This window comes from Terrabacter sp. AAH1 (assembly GCF_054456855.1).
The window spans coordinates 128,391-145,014 of the sequence record NZ_JBTJJV010000007.1; the positions used below are offsets into that span (position 1 = coordinate 128,391).

At 71.8% G+C, this 16,624-nt stretch carries 13 protein-coding genes and 1 riboswitch; of the genes, 10 read left to right on the plus strand and 3 right to left on the minus strand.

The window, feature by feature from the left end:
- The first annotated feature begins 190 nt into the window (after nt 1-190).
- From ACXR8F_RS12920 to ACXR8F_RS12945, 6 genes are all read left to right on the plus strand, one after another.
- Entirely contained in the window at nt 191-940 is a 750-nt protein-coding gene (locus ACXR8F_RS12920; RefSeq protein ID WP_458800998.1) for an EcsC family protein, read from the plus strand.
- Nucleotides 937-1,437, plus strand: coding sequence for a YkvA family protein (locus ACXR8F_RS12925; protein WP_458800999.1), 501 nt, complete (start codon nt 937-939; stop codon nt 1,435-1,437). Before ACXR8F_RS12920 ends, ACXR8F_RS12925 begins: the two co-directional genes overlap by 4 nt.
- Before the next feature lie 97 nt (nt 1,438-1,534).
- On the plus strand, nt 1,535-2,707 hold the full coding sequence (locus ACXR8F_RS12930; protein WP_458801001.1) for a DUF4192 domain-containing protein: 1,173 nt from the start codon (nt 1,535-1,537) through the stop codon (nt 2,705-2,707).
- A gap of 102 nt (nt 2,708-2,809) precedes the next feature.
- Nucleotides 2,810-2,924, plus strand: a riboswitch (SAM riboswitch).
- 15 nt (nt 2,925-2,939) lie between these two features.
- Nucleotides 2,940-4,202, plus strand: coding sequence for a homoserine O-acetyltransferase MetX (gene metX / locus ACXR8F_RS12935; protein ID WP_458801003.1), 1,263 nt, complete (start codon nt 2,940-2,942; stop codon nt 4,200-4,202).
- Between the two features lie 133 nt (nt 4,203-4,335).
- A complete protein-coding gene (locus tag ACXR8F_RS12940) occupies nt 4,336-4,734 on the plus strand; it encodes a universal stress protein (protein ID WP_045193071.1) in 399 nt (132 codons plus the stop codon).
- Between the two features lie 341 nt (nt 4,735-5,075).
- Entirely contained in the window at nt 5,076-6,707 is a 1,632-nt protein-coding gene (locus ACXR8F_RS12945) for an RNA polymerase sigma factor (RefSeq protein ID WP_458801097.1), read from the plus strand.
- A 54-nt stretch (nt 6,708-6,761) separates the two neighbouring features.
- On the opposite strand, the gene ACXR8F_RS12950 is transcribed toward ACXR8F_RS12945, so the two are convergent.
- From ACXR8F_RS12950 to ACXR8F_RS12960, 3 genes are read right to left on the minus strand one after another with little or no spacing between them, the layout of a single operon-like run.
- Complete coding sequence (locus ACXR8F_RS12950; protein ID WP_458801005.1) at nt 6,762-9,080, minus strand: transglutaminase family protein; 2,319 nt, start codon at nt 9,078-9,080, stop codon at nt 6,762-6,764.
- Nucleotides 9,077-10,285 carry a DUF58 domain-containing protein gene (locus tag ACXR8F_RS12955; RefSeq protein ID WP_458801007.1) on the minus strand — a complete coding sequence of 403 codons (1,209 nt, stop codon included), beginning with the start codon at nt 10,283-10,285 and terminating at the stop codon, nt 9,077-9,079. Before ACXR8F_RS12955 ends, ACXR8F_RS12950 begins: the two co-directional genes overlap by 4 nt.
- Before the next feature lie 49 nt (nt 10,286-10,334).
- Entirely contained in the window at nt 10,335-11,345 is a 1,011-nt protein-coding gene (locus ACXR8F_RS12960; RefSeq protein WP_045193075.1) for an AAA family ATPase, read from the minus strand.
- Nucleotides 11,346-11,837: 492 nt separating this feature from the next.
- Between ACXR8F_RS12960 and mraZ the strand changes: the two genes are divergently transcribed.
- The 4 genes from mraZ (at nt 11,838) to ACXR8F_RS12980 (ending at nt 16,610) form a co-directional block, all read left to right on the plus strand.
- Nucleotides 11,838-12,269 carry a division/cell wall cluster transcriptional repressor MraZ gene (mraZ, locus tag ACXR8F_RS12965; RefSeq protein ID WP_386053978.1) on the plus strand — a complete coding sequence of 144 codons (432 nt, stop codon included), beginning with the start codon at nt 11,838-11,840 and terminating at the stop codon, nt 12,267-12,269.
- Nucleotides 12,270-12,616: 347 nt separating this feature from the next.
- Nucleotides 12,617-13,627 (plus strand): 16S rRNA (cytosine(1402)-N(4))-methyltransferase RsmH, encoded by a 1,011-nt coding sequence (rsmH, locus tag ACXR8F_RS12970; protein WP_458801010.1) that lies wholly within the window; start codon nt 12,617-12,619, stop codon nt 13,625-13,627.
- Nucleotides 13,624-14,313 (plus strand): hypothetical protein, encoded by a 690-nt coding sequence (locus ACXR8F_RS12975; RefSeq protein ID WP_458801012.1) that lies wholly within the window; start codon nt 13,624-13,626, stop codon nt 14,311-14,313. The genes rsmH and ACXR8F_RS12975 overlap by 4 nt, the downstream gene beginning before the upstream one ends.
- Nucleotides 14,314-14,345: 32 nt before the next feature.
- Nucleotides 14,346-16,610: a peptidoglycan D,D-transpeptidase FtsI family protein gene (locus ACXR8F_RS12980; RefSeq protein ID WP_458801014.1), complete on the plus strand. Its 2,265-nt coding sequence runs from the start codon at nt 14,346-14,348 to the stop codon at nt 16,608-16,610.
- Nucleotides 16,611-16,624: the final 14 nt, after the last annotated feature.

Below are 16,624 nucleotides of genomic sequence, written 5' to 3' on the forward strand. Positions count from 1 at the left end.
TGACCCTACGAGACCGCGCCGACGCCCGTCGGACCGCACCGCCCTGGTGACGTCCCGGCGAGCGCGGGTACGGGCGTAGCAGACCGACGACCTGCGCCGACGCCGCCGCCGACTCATCCGGCATACGGTGTCGACTGCAGGTCCGTCGGGCCGCACACACACGTCGAGCGAAGGATGGAAGCCTGTGGGCATGTTGGGTTGGGGCAGGAACGAGACCGTCGCGGCGTCGGACGCCACCGCCACACGGGTTCGCGACGCCAAGAGCGCCGGCGCGCTCGAACGCGCCGCCCAGCCGCCCCAGGGCGGGCTGTCCGGCGCCGCCACCCGGCTCGTCGAGCGGCTCCTCGACATCGGCATCGACGGCAAGGGCCCGTTCGACTCGGCACACACGGTCGCGGCCAAGGCCCTCCAGCAGGCGGGCGGCGACCGTGACCAGGCGCTGCGCATCCTGCTGCGCGACCACCGCCAGCTCGGCGCGGTGGGCGGCTTCGCCACCGGGCTCGGCGGGTTCTTCACGATGCCGGTCTCGCTGCCCGCCAACGTCCTCGAGTTCTACCTGCTCGCGACGCGGATGACGGCAGCCACCGCCAAGGTGCGTGGCTACGACATCGACCAGCCCGAGATCCGGTCGGCGATCCTGCTCACCCTCACGGGTGCCGACAGCGACGACCTGCTCAAGAAGGCCGGCCTGCAGGTGGCCGGAGGCAAGCTGTCCTCCCTCGCCTTCGAGCGGCTCCCCGCGCCGGCTCTCATGGTGCTCAACAAGGCCGTCGGCTTCCGGCTGCTCGGTCGCATCGGGCAGGGCACGTTCGCCAGGCTCGGCCGCGGCGTGCCGCTCGTCGGCGGCCTCGTGGGGGCGGGCGTCGACGTGTACATGCTCGGGCGCATCGGCAAGCAGGCCGCCAAGGAGTTCCCGCCCGTGGAGACCTTCGGCCGGTGACCCCCGGGCCCGCCATGAAGAACGCTTCGCGCATCAAGACGGCTGCGGCCGTCGCTTCGGTCGTTCGCGCTTCGCTGCGTCCCGGGGGCCCCGGCATCGCCGAGCGGGTGCAGGCGGTGCCACGGCTGGTGCGCAGCACCGTCGAGGGCACGTATGCCGGCACGACCCTCCGGCGCCTCGGGCTCGTCGCGGGTGCGATGGCGTACGTCGCGTCTCCCGTCGACCTGCTGCCGGAGGCGGTTCTGCCCGTGCTGGGCGCGGCCGACGACGCCGTCGTGATCTCGTGGGCCGTCAAGACGTTCTTCGAGGAGACCGACCGGTTCATCGCGTGGGAGATCGGGCAGGGCGCCCACCTGCGTGGGCAGCCCGACCCCGCGCGCCGGAGCTCTGGGCGGACGGAGTCCGGGCGGGCTGAGCCCCTGCGCCTGCCCGAGGGGATGCGCCAGGCGGCCACCGACCGCGTCCTCGAGTCCGTGCGCAGGCGCCTCGAGGGCTGAAGCCGCACGATCCACACCCCCTCGGGCCGAGCGGCCCCGGTCCACAGGCGCGCTCGGGGGTCTGCCGGTGAGCGGCAGACGCGGCCACGCTCGGGACATGCCGAAGATCTCACTGTCAGGGCCAGCGGAGCTGCTGACCATCATTCCCTTCCACCTCGGCTTCCAGCCCGAGCGCAGCGTCGTCGTGGTGTGCTTCCACGGCAAGCGGCTCGGGCTCGTGGCCCGGCTCGACGCCGTCGGCGACCCGCTCGCGTCGGCCTCGGCGGCCCAGCTGCTGCCGACCGTCCTCGAGGGCTCGCCGTCGTCGGTGGCCGTCGTCGGCTTCGAGGACGAGCCGGACGGGTCGCTGCCGCTGCTCGAGGAGCTCGTCGAGGGCCTCGAACGCGCCGGTGTGGTCGTGCGCGAGCGGCTGGTCGTCCGCGAGGGGAGGTGGCGTTCGGTCGGCTGCGACTGCTGTCCCGACGAGGGTTGGCTGCTGCCCGAGCAGGCTGACGTGCCCGCAGTCGCGAGCTACGTGGCGCTCGGCCACTCCGTGCTTCCCGACCGTGCCGGTCTGGCCCGCCTGGTCGAGCCCCTCGAGGCCTCCGCCCCGCGGTATGCGCTCACGGTCGGCGCCATCGAGGACTGGCAGCGGCGGTTCGCCGAGGCCGCACGCCCTTCGCGCAGGCCCGGCCCTGCCCGCGGCGGCCTGAGCGTGCTCGACGGCGGTGAGCTGTCGGCGCGACAGTTCCTCGTCAACGACGCGCTGGTGGCCTGGGGCGGCCTGCTGCACGGTGAGATCGAGGGATTCGGGCTCGAGCACTGGTTGCCGGCGGTGGTCGGCCCTCTTGGCGACAGGGAGTTTCGCGATGCCCTCGTCGGGTGGCTCTGCCCCGGTGCGTCCTCGCTCGAGTCGCTCCCCGACGAGCTCGTGACGATGCTGGAGGTGTTCCTCGGTCCCGACCTCCGGGTCTTCTCTGCGACGCCGGCGGGCCAGGTCGGGGCGACGGGCTCCGCCGGCCGCCTGGACCCGGAGGGTTGGGACGACTGGGACCACGCTGCCGCGCCGCGCCTGCTGCTCTCCCGGCTCGAGGCGGTGTGCCGCATGACGCCGGCCGCCCACGCCGCCCCCGTGCTGTCGCTGCTCGCCTCGCTGGCCTGGTGGTCCGGTGACGGGGCCCGTGCCGGCATCGCGGCCGACCGGGCGCTCGAGCTGGAGCCCGACAACCGCCTGGCCGGGCTGGTCCGGCAGTCGCTCGACCACGGCCTTCGCCCGCCGGCCTGCGCATGAGTGGGGCGACCGTCACGGTGTCCTGCGGACCCGGTGGTCGTCGCGTCCAGGTCGTGGACCGGAGCCTCGGCTGCCGCATCGGGCTCGGTTATGGTGGGTCCAGGTCATGAGTGCCAGCGACAAGCCCCGGCTCGCTGGTCGGCAACCCTCCTTCGCGGTGGGGTGCCCCGGGTGAAGACCTGGCCACACCCGTCCCGGGTGTGCGCAAGCGCGAAGAGCGAGGAGTGCCTTGATGACCGTTACCCACGGGACGCAGAGCACGCGACGCCTGACGCGCCCGGCCGCCGCTCCCGGCTCCGCACCCTCTGTCGACTCCCGTCGCGTCGGGCACGAGCAGGCCCACGACGAGTCGTCGCGACGGCAGCGGACCGACGGCGCGTGGCGTGACGGCGACCCGGTCGGCCGGCGGCAGTTCGCGACGATCGGCGACGTGGAGCTCGAGCGCGGGGGACTGGTGCCCGACGTCCGTCTCGCCTACGAGACGTGGGGCCGGCTCAACGAGGCCAAGGACAACGTCATCCTCGTCGAGCACGCGCTGACCGGCGACAGCCACGTCGTGGGCGAGGCCGGCGACGGTCACGCGTCGCCGGGGTGGTGGAACTCCCTCATCGGCGCCGGCCGCACCGTCGACCCCGACGAGTGGTTCGTCATCGCCGCGAACGTGCTCGGCGGCTGCCAGGGCAGCACCGGCCCCGCGAGCACGGCTCCCGACGGAGAGGCCTGGGGGAGCAGGTTCCCCTATGTCACCGTGCGAGACCAGGTCGCGGCCGAGCGGGCACTGCTCGACCAGCTGGGCATCCGCCGGCTCGCCGCGGTCGTCGGCGGCTCCATGGGCGGGATGCGGGCCATCGAGTGGGCGGTCACCCACCCCGCCGACGTCGACCGCTGCATCGTCCTCGCGTCGACGGCGTACGCGACGGCTGACCAGATCGCCTGGTGCCAGCCGCAGCTGCTGGCGATCCGCAACGACCCGGACTTCGCCGGGGGCGACTACTACGCGGGCGACCGTCGGCCCGATGCCGGGCTCGGTCTCGCGCGTCGCATCGCCCACATCACCTACCGCACCGAGACCGAGCTCGACGAGCGTTTCGGCCGCGAGGCCCAGCTCGGCGAGGACCCCCTCCGAGCAGGTGACCGCGGCCGCTTCGCCGTCGAGTCCTACCTGGACCACCATGCCGGCAAGCTCGCCCGCCGCTTCGACGCCAACTCCTACCTCGTGCTCACCGAGGCCATGAACTCCCACGACGTCGGACGCGACCGTGGCGGCGTCGCCGCGGCTCTCGCTCGCGTCGAGGCGGACTGCACGATCGTCTCCGTCGACACCGACCGGCTCTACCCGCCGCGGCTGTCCGACGACCTGCACTCGGCGCTGCGCCGCTCGCACCGCGAGCACATCACGTCGGCGTTCGGCCACGACGGCTTCCTCATCGAGGAGGAGCAGGTGGGCCGCATCGTGCGCGACGCGCTCGAACGAAGGCCGCACGACCACGCCTGAACCCTGCTGCGGGCCGGGCGTTTCGGCTCGTCCGCGGCGGTGCCGGCCAGGCTCCGCGCGGCACGCGCCGTGTGACGTGATTTCGGGTACGGTGCGAGCACTGCTTGTTTCCGTCCCAAGGAGGTCCGGGAAAGTGGCCATCGTCGTTGGTTATGTCGCCACCAAGGAAGGACGCGCGGCGCTCAGGCGAGCCGCCGAGGAATGCGTCCTGCGAGGCACGAAGCTCGTCGTCATCAGCTCCCACCGGGGAGGCAAGGACTTCGACGCCAACGAGGCGAGCCAGTTCGAGACCGAGCTCGCCCGCGTGCAGACGCTCCTCGAGGAGAAGGGTCTGGAGCACGAGGTGCGCCAGCTGGTGCGCGGCAACGACCCGGCCGAGGACCTCATCTCCGTCGCCGAGGAGGAGAAGGCCGACTTCATCGTCATCGGCCTGCGTCGTCGCAGCCCGGTAGGCAAGCTCATCCTGGGGTCCAACGCCCAGCGCATCCTGCTCGACGCGAGCTGCCCCGTCCTGGCCGTCAAGGGCGACTGACGCCCTCCAACCGGTCGCGACCGGCACCGGACCACCTCCGGAACAGCCGGTCCGCGGCGCGCTGGTGCCCCGTGCGTTCGCTCGCACGCCGCGGGGCGTTTTATAATGTCTGAGTACCGGATCGCACGAGGCGCACCGAGAGATCGACTCAGGGATCGACTCCGACAGGCCAAGCCCTTCCGGCACCAACCCCCATTCTCGTTCGTTGTGATGATGCATGCCCGCGTCCGGGCCGATCATCCGGCGAGACCGTGCGACGAAAGGCGACTGCATCCGTGCCCAAGGCAACAACCGCTGGAGCTCCGAAAACCCTGCCGAAGGTGTTCCAGCACGAGGCGATCATGCAGCTCCTGGTCAAGGGCAGCACCAACGGGTCCATCACCGGCACTGAGATCGCGCGAGCTCAGGTCGACGCCGGTCTCGATCTGAAGCAGATGAAGCCGGTCCTCACGACGCTCGAGGCGCACGACATCGAGATCGTCGTCGACGCGCCGCACTCGAGCACGACGAAGAAGACCCGTTCAGGGACCAAGGGAGGCAGTGTGGCCACCGCACGCAACACGACTGCCGCCGCGACGAAGTCCGCCACGCGGACGACGACCGCGACGACGAAGACCGCAGCGAAGAAGACAGCCGCCAAGACCGCGCCGGCGCGAGGTGCTGCCGCCGACAGCGACGAACCCACCGCGGCCACCAAGGCGACCGCGGCCAAGACGACGACGAAGAAGGCCGCGACCAACGCCGGAGTGGCCAAGGCCGCCGCGAAGCCCGCGGCGAAGAAGGCTGCCACCAAGAAGACCGCCGCGAAGTCGGCCACGAAGACCGCAGACGGCGCCGACGTCGCCGGTGAGGTCGACGAGGATCTCGAGGACGCCGAGCCCGAGGACGCCCCCGAGGGCGAGCTCGTGGAGGTCGAGATCACCGATGAGGGCGCCGAGGACTCCGACGACGCCGAGGGCACCCCGGCCGCAGGCGCCAAGGCCGACGAGCCGGAGGAGTCCGGCTTCGTCATCCGCGACGACGACGAGGACGACGCCCCCGCGCAGCAGGTCGTCACCGCAGGCGCCACGGCCGACCCGGTCAAGGACTACCTCAAGCAGATCGGCAAGGTCGCCCTCCTCAACGCCGAGCAGGAGGTCGAGCTGGCCAAGCGCATCGAGGCCGGCCTGTTCGCCGAGGAGAAGCTCAACTCGGGCGACAAGATCGAGATGAAGCTCAAGCGCGAGCTGTGGTGGATCGCCCAGGACGGCAAGAAGGCCAAGAACCACCTCCTCGAGGCCAACCTGCGTCTCGTCGTCTCGCTCGCCAAGCGCTACACGGGCCGCGGCATGCTCTTCCTGGACCTGATCCAGGAGGGCAACCTCGGCCTCATCCGTGCGGTCGAGAAGTTCGACTACACCAAGGGCTACAAGTTCTCGACGTACGCGACGTGGTGGATCCGCCAGGCCATCACCCGCGCCATGGCCGACCAGGCCCGCACCATCCGCATCCCGGTGCACATGGTCGAGGTCATCAACAAGCTCGCCCGCGTGCAGCGCCAGATGCTCCAGGACCTGGGCCGCGAGCCCACCCCGGAGGAGCTGGCCAAGGAGCTCGACATGACGCCCGAGAAGGTCGTCGAGGTCCAGAAGTACGGCCGCGAGCCGATCTCGCTGCACACCCCCCTCGGCGAGGACGGCGACAGCGAGTTCGGTGACCTCATCGAGGACTCCGAGGCGGTCGTCCCGGCCGACGCGGTGAGCTTCACGCTCCTGCAGGAGCAGCTGCACTCGGTGCTCGACACGCTCTCGGAGCGCGAGGCCGGCGTCGTGTCGATGCGGTTCGGCCTGACCGACGGCCAGCCGAAGACGCTCGACGAGATCGGCAAGGTCTACGGCGTCACCCGTGAGCGCATTCGCCAGATCGAGTCCAAGACCATGAGCAAGCTGCGTCACCCGAGCCGCAGCCAGGTGCTGCGCGACTACCTGGACTGACCGGCGCGACCCGTCGAGAGAGCAGCTCGTCCCCGAGGGGCGAGCTGCTCTCCCTCAGCCGCGGCGCCTGAGCGCGCCCAGCCGGTCGGGCAGCGACCGCCAGAAGGAGACGGCGGCCGCGGGCCAGAGGAATACCTTGACCCGGGTCTGCCACGCACGGGTGCGCCCGACCTGCCTGCGGATCGACTGGATGTCGTGGTGCAGGCGGATGGCCTCCTGCGGGGACGTGCGTTCCGGGCGGTCGTAGCGCGACTTCTCGAGCGTCGCGGTGACGCGGCCCATCGCGGCCGCGTTCTCCTCGTCGAGGTGGCCCTCGGTGACGTACCGCCGCTGCAGCTGGCGCAGGGTGACCCCGTCGGGCGAGGCGAGCCCGAGGTCACCGAGGTGGCTCGTGAGGTCCATCCACTCGACCTCGATGAGCTCCTGCTGGGTGACGGCGGCGCGTCGTCGGCGCAGCCGCAGCCACCAGGCGGTGATCGGCATGATGAAGGCGGCGAGCAGCCCGATGACGATCGCCAGCGCGGTCACGATGTTGCGCACCGAGAACCAGGACCCGATCGAGCCGACCAGCGAGGGCTGCGGGGTAGCGGCTCCGTCGGCGGCCGGGTTGTCCAGCGTCTTCCGGACACTCGTCGCGCCGCCGGTCGCGCTCGAGCTGTCGACGTCACGGCCACCAGCGGTGGAGCCTCCGCCGGGTCCGAGCACGGCATACGGCGGCGGCGTGCCGGAGCGCGCCCCCGGCGTGGGCTCGAAGCGGAGCCAGCCGTAGCCCTGGAAGTAGAGCTCGGGCCACGCGTGGGCGTCGCTCGCGCGAACGGTGTAGCGGTTGTCGCCGGAGGCGAGCCCGGGCAGGAAGCCGATGGCCATGCGGGCCGGGATGCCCTGCGCGCGGGCCATCATGATCATGGCCGTCGCGAACTGGACGCAGTAGCCGCGGCGCGTCTGGTAGAACGCCTGGATCGGCTCGAGGAGCCGGCCCTCGGCGTCGCGCGGCTGCTGGCCGAGGTCGAGCGTGTAGGTGTAGCGCAGGCTGTCGCGCAGGTGGGTCTGGATCGCGATCGCGCGGTCGAGGGGGTTGTCGGCGCCGCGGGTCACCTCGTCGGACCACCGTTGGATTAGGTCACGCGAGCGGTCGGGGATCGAGAGGTCGTCCTCGGTGATGTCGGGGGAGTCCGGCGTGCCCGACTGGCGCAGCTGGGGCGGCGAGGGAGCGAGGTCGGCGTACTTGATGCGGTAGCTGCCCACCGGCGTGGCCACCCGGACGTCACGGGTGATCGGGTCGATGCTCCACTGCGTGCCCGGCATGGAGACCTCGACAACCGGGTAGGGCGCGGCGATGCGCGGCGCGGCCAGCGTGTTGTCGGTGACCGTGATGACGTAGTCACGTCGCTGCGACGCCGGCGGCAGGGATGCGGGGTTGTCGGGCCTGTTGCCGCCCTGGTTGACCACGAGCCAATGGCCGCGCGAGTAGTACGAGGTCGCGAGGACCCGCAGCGGGGCCCGCGTGAACGCGGTCGTCGTGTAGGTCAGGACGGGGGACTGGTCCTGGTTGTTGAGGCTGCGGGCGAGGTCGAGGGTGTCGTTGAAGCCGACCGAGCCCTCTCCGCCGCCTCCGGAGCGTCCGAGCCCCTCGGTGAGGTAGCGCGGCGGGAAGTGCGGGGTGACGGCCGGCACGAGCAGCGCCACCACGACGCCGACGGCGCCGAGCTTGAGGGCGCCGGCCGTGAACGAGCGCAGCGCCTCGCGGTCGTGTGCGGCCTCGTCGATCTCGCTCCGCTCGTTCGCGCTGGCCGTGCCCCAGCGACCGAACTGCGCGCGAGCCGTCGTGTGCAGCATGACGAGCCAGAGCGCGACGGGTACGACGAAGAAGCGGAGCGCCAGCGCGGACTGCCCGTTGGCGGCCGTGATGAGGTATGCCGTCAGCAGTGGCAGTCCCGCTGCGGCGGGGCTGCGCCAGGTGGCGGCCATGGCGTCGACGGCGATCGCCACGGCGGCGATGGCGACGATGAGGCAGAAGGTCACTCCGTCGTTGAGCGGGGCGGGCGCGGAGTAGCGCTGGATGGTGTCGAGGGCCTGGAGCCCGAGGGAGTTGGCGGCCTCGAGGGTGGTCGGCGTCGGCAGCACGAGCCAGAAGCTGTCGCCGGTCCAGCGGGCGAGGATGACGTAGGCGGTCACGAGCACCTGCACCGCGACCACGAGCAGGCGTGACCGGGTGAGGCCGCGGGCGGCGAGGCCGAGTGCGGCGACGAGGAAAACCATGAGCACCGCCTCGGGCAGCCAGCCCGCGTCGGTGAACAGGCTGGTGATCGGGAAGACCGCGGCCAGCGTCGCGAGCGCCGCGAGCAGCGTGATCCTCCAGCGGCGTCGGGTCATCGGCTGCCTCCTACGGTCGCGGCCGTCAACACGGCCCAGACGTGCGCGACGTCGTCGTCGCGCTTCACGGGCACGGCCCGCCAGCCGGCGAGGCGGAGCGCATCGACGTGCGGCTCGGCCTCGTCGGCCTCGGTTGCGCCGAAGCTGTGGGCGTCGAGCACCAGGGCGAGTCCGGTGGTCCCGGGCTGGCGCAGACTCGCGACCCGTGAGGTGACGTCGCGACCGTGCGCCCCGGTGAGCGCCACGAGGAAGCCGCCGGCTGCGGCGAGGCTCTGGGCCGCTCGCAGGATCTCGTCCTCGCCGGTGTCGTCACGTGGCGCGGTGGTGGCCAGCACGTCGAGCACCTCGTCGGCCGTCATCGTCTCCATGGCCCGGCTGGTGTCGACGGTCTCGGCACAGACGAGGTGGACGGCGTAGCCCGACTCGTAGAGGTGGGCGGCCACGGATGCGGCCGCGGTCACGGCCCACTCGAACGAGCTGCTCGCACCCGCCCCGCCGTGTGCGGTCGGGCGCGGGTCGAGGAGCACGACGGCTCGGCGCTGTGCGGGACGGTCCTCCTGGCGCACCATGAGGTCGCCGGTGCGGGCGGTGGCCGGCCAGTGGATCCGGCGCAGGTCGTCGCCGTCGCGGTACTGGCGGATCGTGACGTCGTCCTCACCGTGCAGCGAGATGAGGTGGGCCTGCTCACCCTCGGAGCCGACGCCTGCGCTCGGCTGCCGGTTCGAGGAGAGCGGGTGGACCGCCGGCAGCACGACGAGCTCGGCGGTGCCCTGCAGCACCGCGTGGCGGTTGGCGAGACCGAAGGGGTCCTGCACCTGCACGCCGAGCGGGCCGAGCTGGTGACGGCCGCGCAGGTGCGACCGGACGGTGTAGTCGATGGCGCGCACCCGGCCCGGCGGGATGCGGCCCACCACGAAACGCGGGCGGTCGCCGAGCACGTAGTCGAGCCTCTCCTCGGCGAGGAAGAGCGGGGTCGTGGAGGTCGAGACGTTCTCGAAGGAGAGCGTCACGTGGGCGTCCTGCCCGACGCTGATGCGCTCGGGATGGATGTGCCGCTCGATGCGCATGCGGGTCTTGCGGGTGCGCACCAGCACTGCCGAGATGAGTGGGAGCGCGACGAGCAGCACGCCGAACCGCGTGATGTCACGGAAGCCGAGGACGACCCCGGCGAGGAAGAGCAGGATGCCCGAGAGGAAGAAGGCCATTCCCCTCGTCGTCAGGACGCTGCGCAGGGCGCGCACGGCGTCGCCCCGCTCAACGCGCTGCCGGCGGCACCGGCACCTGGCGCAGCAGGTCGGTGACCACGTCGGCGGTCGTGCGGCGGGCGAGCTGGGTCTCGCTCGAGGGCATGAGGCGGTGGGCCAGGACGGGGCCGGCCAGCACCTGGACGTCGTCGGGGATCACGTGGTCGCGTCCCTCGAGCGCGGCGTACGCCCGGGCGGCCCGGAGCAGGTGGAGGCCGGCTCGGGGCGATGCGCCGAGGCGCAGGGCCGACGTGGAGCGGGAGCGCGCGACGAGGTCGACGATGTACTGGCGTACGGCGGGGCTGGCGTGCACGTGCGCGACGGCCTGCAGGACGCGGTTGATGGTCTCGGCGTCGGTGACGGGGGTCAGCCCGTCGAGGGGCGAGGTGGCCCCGTGGCTCTCGAGAAGGTCGAGCTCGGCGCCGGCCGACGGGTAGCCCATGGAGATGCGCGCCATGAAGCGGTCGCGCTGCGCCTCGGGGAGGGGGTAGGTGCCCTCCATCTCGATCGGGTTCTGGGTCGCCATGACGATGAACGGGGCCTGCAGCGTGTAGGTCGTGCCGTCGACGGTGACCTGCCGCTCCTCCATCGACTCGAGCAGGGCCGACTGCGTCTTGGGGGAGGCACGGTTGATCTCGTCGCCCACGACGACGTTGGCGAAGATCGCACCCGGGCGGAACTCGAACCGTCGTGCATCCTGGTTGAAGATGCTGACGCCGGTGACGTCGCTCGGCAGCAGGTCGGGGGTGAACTGGATGCGGCGCACCGTCGCGTCGATCGACTTGGCCAGCGTCTTGGCGAGCATCGTCTTGCCGACGCCCGGCACGTCCTCGATGAGCAGGTGGCCCCCGGCGAAGAGCACGGTCACGGTCGTGCGGACCACGTCGGGCTTGCCCTCGATGACGCTCGTCATCGCGGCCATCAGCCGGTCGGCCACGTCGTGGATGAGGCCGAGGTCTGCCGCGTCCGCGGCGCCGTCCCGTCCTGCCGTGGTCTCGAGCCCGGTGTCCGTCGTCGTCACACTGTCCTCCGCTTGTCGTCCCCGTGTCCTGCGCCTCGTGCGGCGCAGCCCTTGCCCGGCGGGTGCGTGACCCGTCAGGAGATCTTCTCCCATGGACCCCGGCCGCGGGTAGGGATGCCGCGCACGTGTCGTACGCGGCCGTCACCCTGGGGCGCGGCGGCCGGGACGAGCACTCTTCCACTTTCCTCCACAGGCGACGTCCGCAGGGCCCGATCGGTTCGGTTCGAGGCCCTTCGCCGCGTGCCGTGAGCACGGACGGGGGTCATCGCTCGGTCGCGTCACCCGGTGCCGCTGGATGTCGTGGCCTCGCGGCGGCGCCGGGGCCGTCACGGCCCTCCACATCGCTCCACCCCGCCTGACCTGCGTAAATACGCGACGCGGAGGTCGGATTTCGGTCAAAGTTCGTTGACGGTGGAGCAAAGTGGAGTATCGTGGGGCATCAAGGTAGGGAATGGGGACGCCTGCGGGTCGACAAAGGGGAGGTGGCGGTCCATGTTTCTCGGGACGCACACACCCCGGCTCGACGAGAAGGGCCGTCTGTTCCTGCCCGCGAAGTACCGCGAGCGCATGGCCGGCGGCCTGGTCGTGACGCGCGGCCAGGAGCGCAGCCTGTTCATCTACCCCATGGACGAGTTCGTCAAGGTCGCCGAGCAGATGCGTCAGGCGCCGACCACGAGCAAGGCGGCGCGCGACTACATGCGCGTCTTCCTCTCCGGCGCCTCCGACGAGATCCCCGACAAGCAGGGCCGTTTCACCATCCCCGCCAACCTGCGCCAGTACGCCGGACTCGACCGCGAGGTCACCGTCATCGGTGCCGGCTCCCGCCTCGAGGTCTGGGACAGCGCGGTCTGGAACGCCTACCTCGAGGAGACCGAGCAGAGCTTCGCCGACACCGCCGAGGAGGTGATCCCCGGCCTCTTCTGACCCGCCGCTCGTGGCGCCGTGCACCTGAGTGCCGGCCTCCAGCCGCTCCGCTCCCGGGACGACTTCCCCCGTCCCGGGCGAGGCAGCGGATGGGGACCAGCCCGCAGGTCCAAGACCCGCAGCGCCACCCGAGACAGCCCACCGACGACAGCCCACCGACGACAGCCGACCCAGCCGCCAGCCGATCCAGCGCCGACCAGAACCCTCCACCTGGTCACCGCCACGACTGACGCCGCAGCACATCCGCACCCACCCCGACCACGGTGGACACCTGTGTCCTCCGACGGGTCACACCAGTCACACCAGTCACACCAACAGCAGCAGCACCAGCGTGAGAGGGACGCACCATGAGCGATCGAGGACAGGCGCACGACCGCCACGTCCCCGTGATGCGCGACCGCATCCTCGACCTGCTCGCCCCGGCCCTCGAGCGTCCCGGCGCCGTGCACGTCGACGGCACCCTGGGCATGGGTGGTCACGCCGAGGGCGTCCTCACGCGCTTCCCGGAGTGCGTGGTCATCGGCATCGACCGCGACCGCGAGGCCCTGGCGCTGGCGGGGGAGCGGCTCGCGCAGTTCGGCGACCGGTTCCGGCCCGTCCACGCCGTCTACGACGACATCAAGGACGTGGTGGCCGGCCTCGACGTGCCGGCCGTCGACGGCATCCTCTTCGACCTCGGGGTCAGCTCGCTGCAGCTCGACGAGGCCGACCGCGGGTTCGCCTACCGCGTCGACGCCCCGCTCGACATGCGCATGGACCAGTCGACCGGCAGGACCGCCGCCGACGTCCTCAACACCTACTCGGTCGAGGACCTGACGCGGATCCTGCGCGACTACGGCGAGGAGCGGTTCGCGAACAAGATCGCCAAGGTCATCGTCCACGACCGCGACCTCGAGCCGTGGACGACGTCGGGGCGGCTCGTCGAGATGCTGCGTCGCGTCATCCCGGCGGCCTCGCAGCGACACAGCGGGCACCCGGCCAAGCGCACCTTCCAGGCGCTGCGCATCGAGGTCAACGACGAGCTCGAGGTCTGGCGCCGAGCCATCGACGAGGCGATCGACGTGCTCGCGGTCGGCGGCCGGATCGCCGTGCTGTCGTACCACTCCCTCGAGGACCGGGCCACCAAGCGCGCCTTCGCCGAGGGTGCGACGTCGAGCACCCCGCCCGGTCTGCCCGTCGAGCTGCCCGAGCACGCGGCATACCTCCGCCTCGTCACGCGCGGGGCCGAGGCGCCCGGCGACGACGAGGTCACCACGAACCCCCGGGCCGCGTCGGCCCGCCTCCGTGTCGCCGAGCGCGTGCGCGACACCGGCACGCACCCCTCAGCCAGAAGCCCCAGGAAGGGAACCCCCCGATGAGCCAGATGACCGCCACGGCCCGGCCGCTCCGTGTCCCGCGGCGTGGGCCCGCCCCCACGCCGCTGCGCGTCATCCCGGCCCGGATCACCCGCACCGGCAACGGCGCCTTCGTGGCGATCTGCATCGGGCTGCTCACCGGCGGTCTCATCTCGCTGCTGCTGCTCAACACCGCGCTCGCCCAGGGCTCGCTCGCGCTCGGTGACCTCAACCGGGAGTCCGCGCGGCTCGGCGACACGGCGGGCAACCTGCAGGAGGAGATCGACCGGGCCTCCGCCACCGGCGCCCTCGCCCGCAGCGCAGCCGGGATCGGCATGGTGCGGATGAACACCCGTGGCTACGTCGACCTGTCCAAGGGGACCGTGACGGGTGACGCCGAGCCGGCAACGACGAACAACGCCTTCCCGATCGTCACGAGCCCGACTCCGCCGGCCGTCACGGCCAGGGTCAAGAAGCTGCTGTCGTCGGCGACGACCGCCACCAACGCCGCCTCCCACGCCGACCTCGCCCAGCAGGCCAAGGCCGACCAGCAGAAGGCCGACAAGGCGGCGTCCGACAAGGCGAAGAACGACAAGTCCAAGGCCGACAAGGCCGACAAGGCCGGGAGCGGCGGCCAGGGCGCCACGCCGACGGTGCCGGGTGCAACGGACGGGACGTCCGGGGCGCCCACACTGGGCACCACGGACTAGCAGACTCTCGACGACGACGGTGAGGTGAGACCGTGACGCAGCACCGAGGCGCCGACCCCCGGCGGACCGGCCGCGGCGCCGCGCCCGCCCGTGCCACCCGGCCCTCACGCGCCACCGGCGCCGGCGCCGGCACCGGGCAGGTCAGCTCCGGGAGGCCGGCCAAGCCCACCGGCAAGGTCGCCGGCCAGCCCGCCGGCAAGCAGCAGCCACGTCAGGCCGGCGGCGTCCGTCGGCAGGCGCCCTCGCGTGCGCGCGCTGCAGGTGCCGCTGCAGCGTCGGCCCCCCGACCCGGCGCCCGACCCGGCGCCCGACCCTCGGCCCGGACCGCGGCGCGACCGGGCACCACCTCCCGCAAGGCCCCCGCCCGCGGACGAGGCCCAGCGCCCAAGCGGGCTGCTGCGGCGGGCGCCGGCCGGGGCGCCCGAGGTCCCCGTGGCCCCAGAGGCCCTCGCCGGCCACGCCGCCCGCTCCGCATCTCCAAGGCCAACCCGCGCCGCAGGGCGCGGGTCATGTTCGTCGCCGTTCTCTTCGTCTTCACGATCTTCGCCGGGCAGCTGCTGCGCATCCAGGCGTTCGACGCGTCGGCGACCCAGGAGGCCGCGCAGTTCAAGCGGTCGGTGAAGACGACCACCCCGGCCATGCGCGGACAGATCCTCGACACCAACGGCCAGGTGCTCGCCGACTCCGTCGAGCGCTTCACCATCGCGGCCGACCCCAAGATCATCCCCGAGTACACCGTCAAGGTCGACGGCAAGCGCGCGAAGGTCGGTGTCACCCGTGCTGCCACCGACCTCGCGCCCCTGCTCGACATGTCCACCGCCGCACTGACCAAGCTCTTCACCCGGTCGAACACCCGCTACGTCGTGGTGAAGAAGGAGGTCAACCCCGCGATCTACCGCGAGATCCGCGCGCTTGGCATCCCCGGCATCACCGGCTCGCGCACCGCCCAGCGCATCTACCCCACCTCGATGGCACTCGGCCAGCTCGTCGGCTTCGTGCGGCCAGACGACCAGAGCGGTGCCGGCGGGGTCGAGCAGATGCTCGACACCGCGCTCAAGGGCACGCCCGGGGTGAGCGTCGCCGAGCGGGCGCGCGACGGCTACATCATCCCGGGCTCGCAGCGCGTCGACACGCCGGTCGTCAACGGCCGCGACGTCAGGCTGACGATCGACGCCGACCTGCAGTGGTACGCCCAGAACGCCCTCGCGAAGCAGGTCACCGGCGTCGGGGCCGAGTCGGGCACGGCGGTCGTCCTGGAGGTGGCCACGGGCAAGGTGCGGGCCGCCGCGAGCTACCCCACCTTCGACCCGAACGACCTCGCCGACGCCAAGAAGGCGTCGCTGGGCAACTACGCCTTCAACGACGCCTTCGAGCCCGGGTCGACCGGCAAGCTCATGACGATGGCCGCAGCCCTCGAGCAGAAGGTGATCACGCCCGACACCGGTGTCATCGTGCCCCCGCGCCTGCCCCGTGCCGGCACCTCCTTCAAGGACAACGAGCCGCACGGCGTCGAGAACATGACGGCCACGGGCGTGCTCGCCAAGTCGTCGAACATGGGCACCATCCTCATCGGCGAACGCGTGACGCCGCAGGTCATGGAGGCGTACTACCGCAAGTTCGGCATCGGCGCCAAGACGCCGGTGGGCTTCCCTGGTGAGTCCGCCGGGCTGCTCGCCGGCGCGAAGGACTGGGTCTCGACGCGCCGCTACACGATCCTCTTCGGCCAGGGCTATGCCGTGACGGCGATCCAGCAGGCCGGCGTCTTCCAGACCATCGCCAACAAGGGCGTACGCGTGCCGCCGTCGCTGGTGGAGGGCACGGTCAACGACAGCGGTACCTTCATCCCGTCCGCCGCGACGACGCCGTCGCGGGTCGTCACCGAGGACACCGCCGTCAAGCTGTCGCGGATGATGGAGGAGGTCACGGGCCAGAACGGCACCGCGAGCGCCGCCCGCATCAAGGGCTACCGCGTGGCCGGCAAGACGGGCACGGCCGACCGCTACGACGACAAGCTGAAGCGCTACAACGGTTTCACGGCCTCGTTCATCGGTTTCGCGCCGGCCGAGGCGCCGAAGTACGTCGTCGCGGTCTTCATCCAGAAGCCCTCGGCCGGCATGTTCGGCGGCATGCTCGCCGGGCCGGTCTTCAACCAGATCATGACCTACCTGCTCGAGCGCACCGGTGCCCCGCCCAGCCCCGCGTCGAACCTCGACTACCACGTCTGGGCCGAGAAGCCGCTGTCGTCCGACGACCCCCGGGTCATCAGCAATGCGCGGGCCCTGCGGGATGGCCTGTAAGTTGGGATGACGTG

Coding starts and splice junctions, on each gene's coding strand:
- ACXR8F_RS12955 (WP_458801007.1), bottom strand. CDS start 10,285: ATGGCCTTCTTCCTCTCGGGCATCCTGCTCTTCCTCGCCGGGGTCGTC.
- ACXR8F_RS12950 (WP_458801005.1), bottom strand. CDS start 9,080: ATGACCCGACGCCGCTGGAGGATCACGCTGCTCGCGGCGCTCGCGACG.
- rsmH (WP_458801010.1), top strand. CDS start 12,617: ATGAGCGATCGAGGACAGGCGCACGACCGCCACGTCCCCGTGATGCGC.
- ACXR8F_RS12930 (WP_458801001.1), top strand. CDS start 1,535: ATGCCGAAGATCTCACTGTCAGGGCCAGCGGAGCTGCTGACCATCATT.
- ACXR8F_RS12975 (WP_458801012.1), top strand. CDS start 13,624: ATGAGCCAGATGACCGCCACGGCCCGGCCGCTCCGTGTCCCGCGGCGT.
- ACXR8F_RS12945 (WP_458801097.1), top strand. CDS start 5,076: ATGCAGCTCCTGGTCAAGGGCAGCACCAACGGGTCCATCACCGGCACT.
- ACXR8F_RS12920 (WP_458800998.1), top strand. CDS start 191: ATGTTGGGTTGGGGCAGGAACGAGACCGTCGCGGCGTCGGACGCCACC.
- mraZ (WP_386053978.1), top strand. CDS start 11,838: ATGTTTCTCGGGACGCACACACCCCGGCTCGACGAGAAGGGCCGTCTG.
- metX (WP_458801003.1), top strand. CDS start 2,940: ATGACCGTTACCCACGGGACGCAGAGCACGCGACGCCTGACGCGCCCG.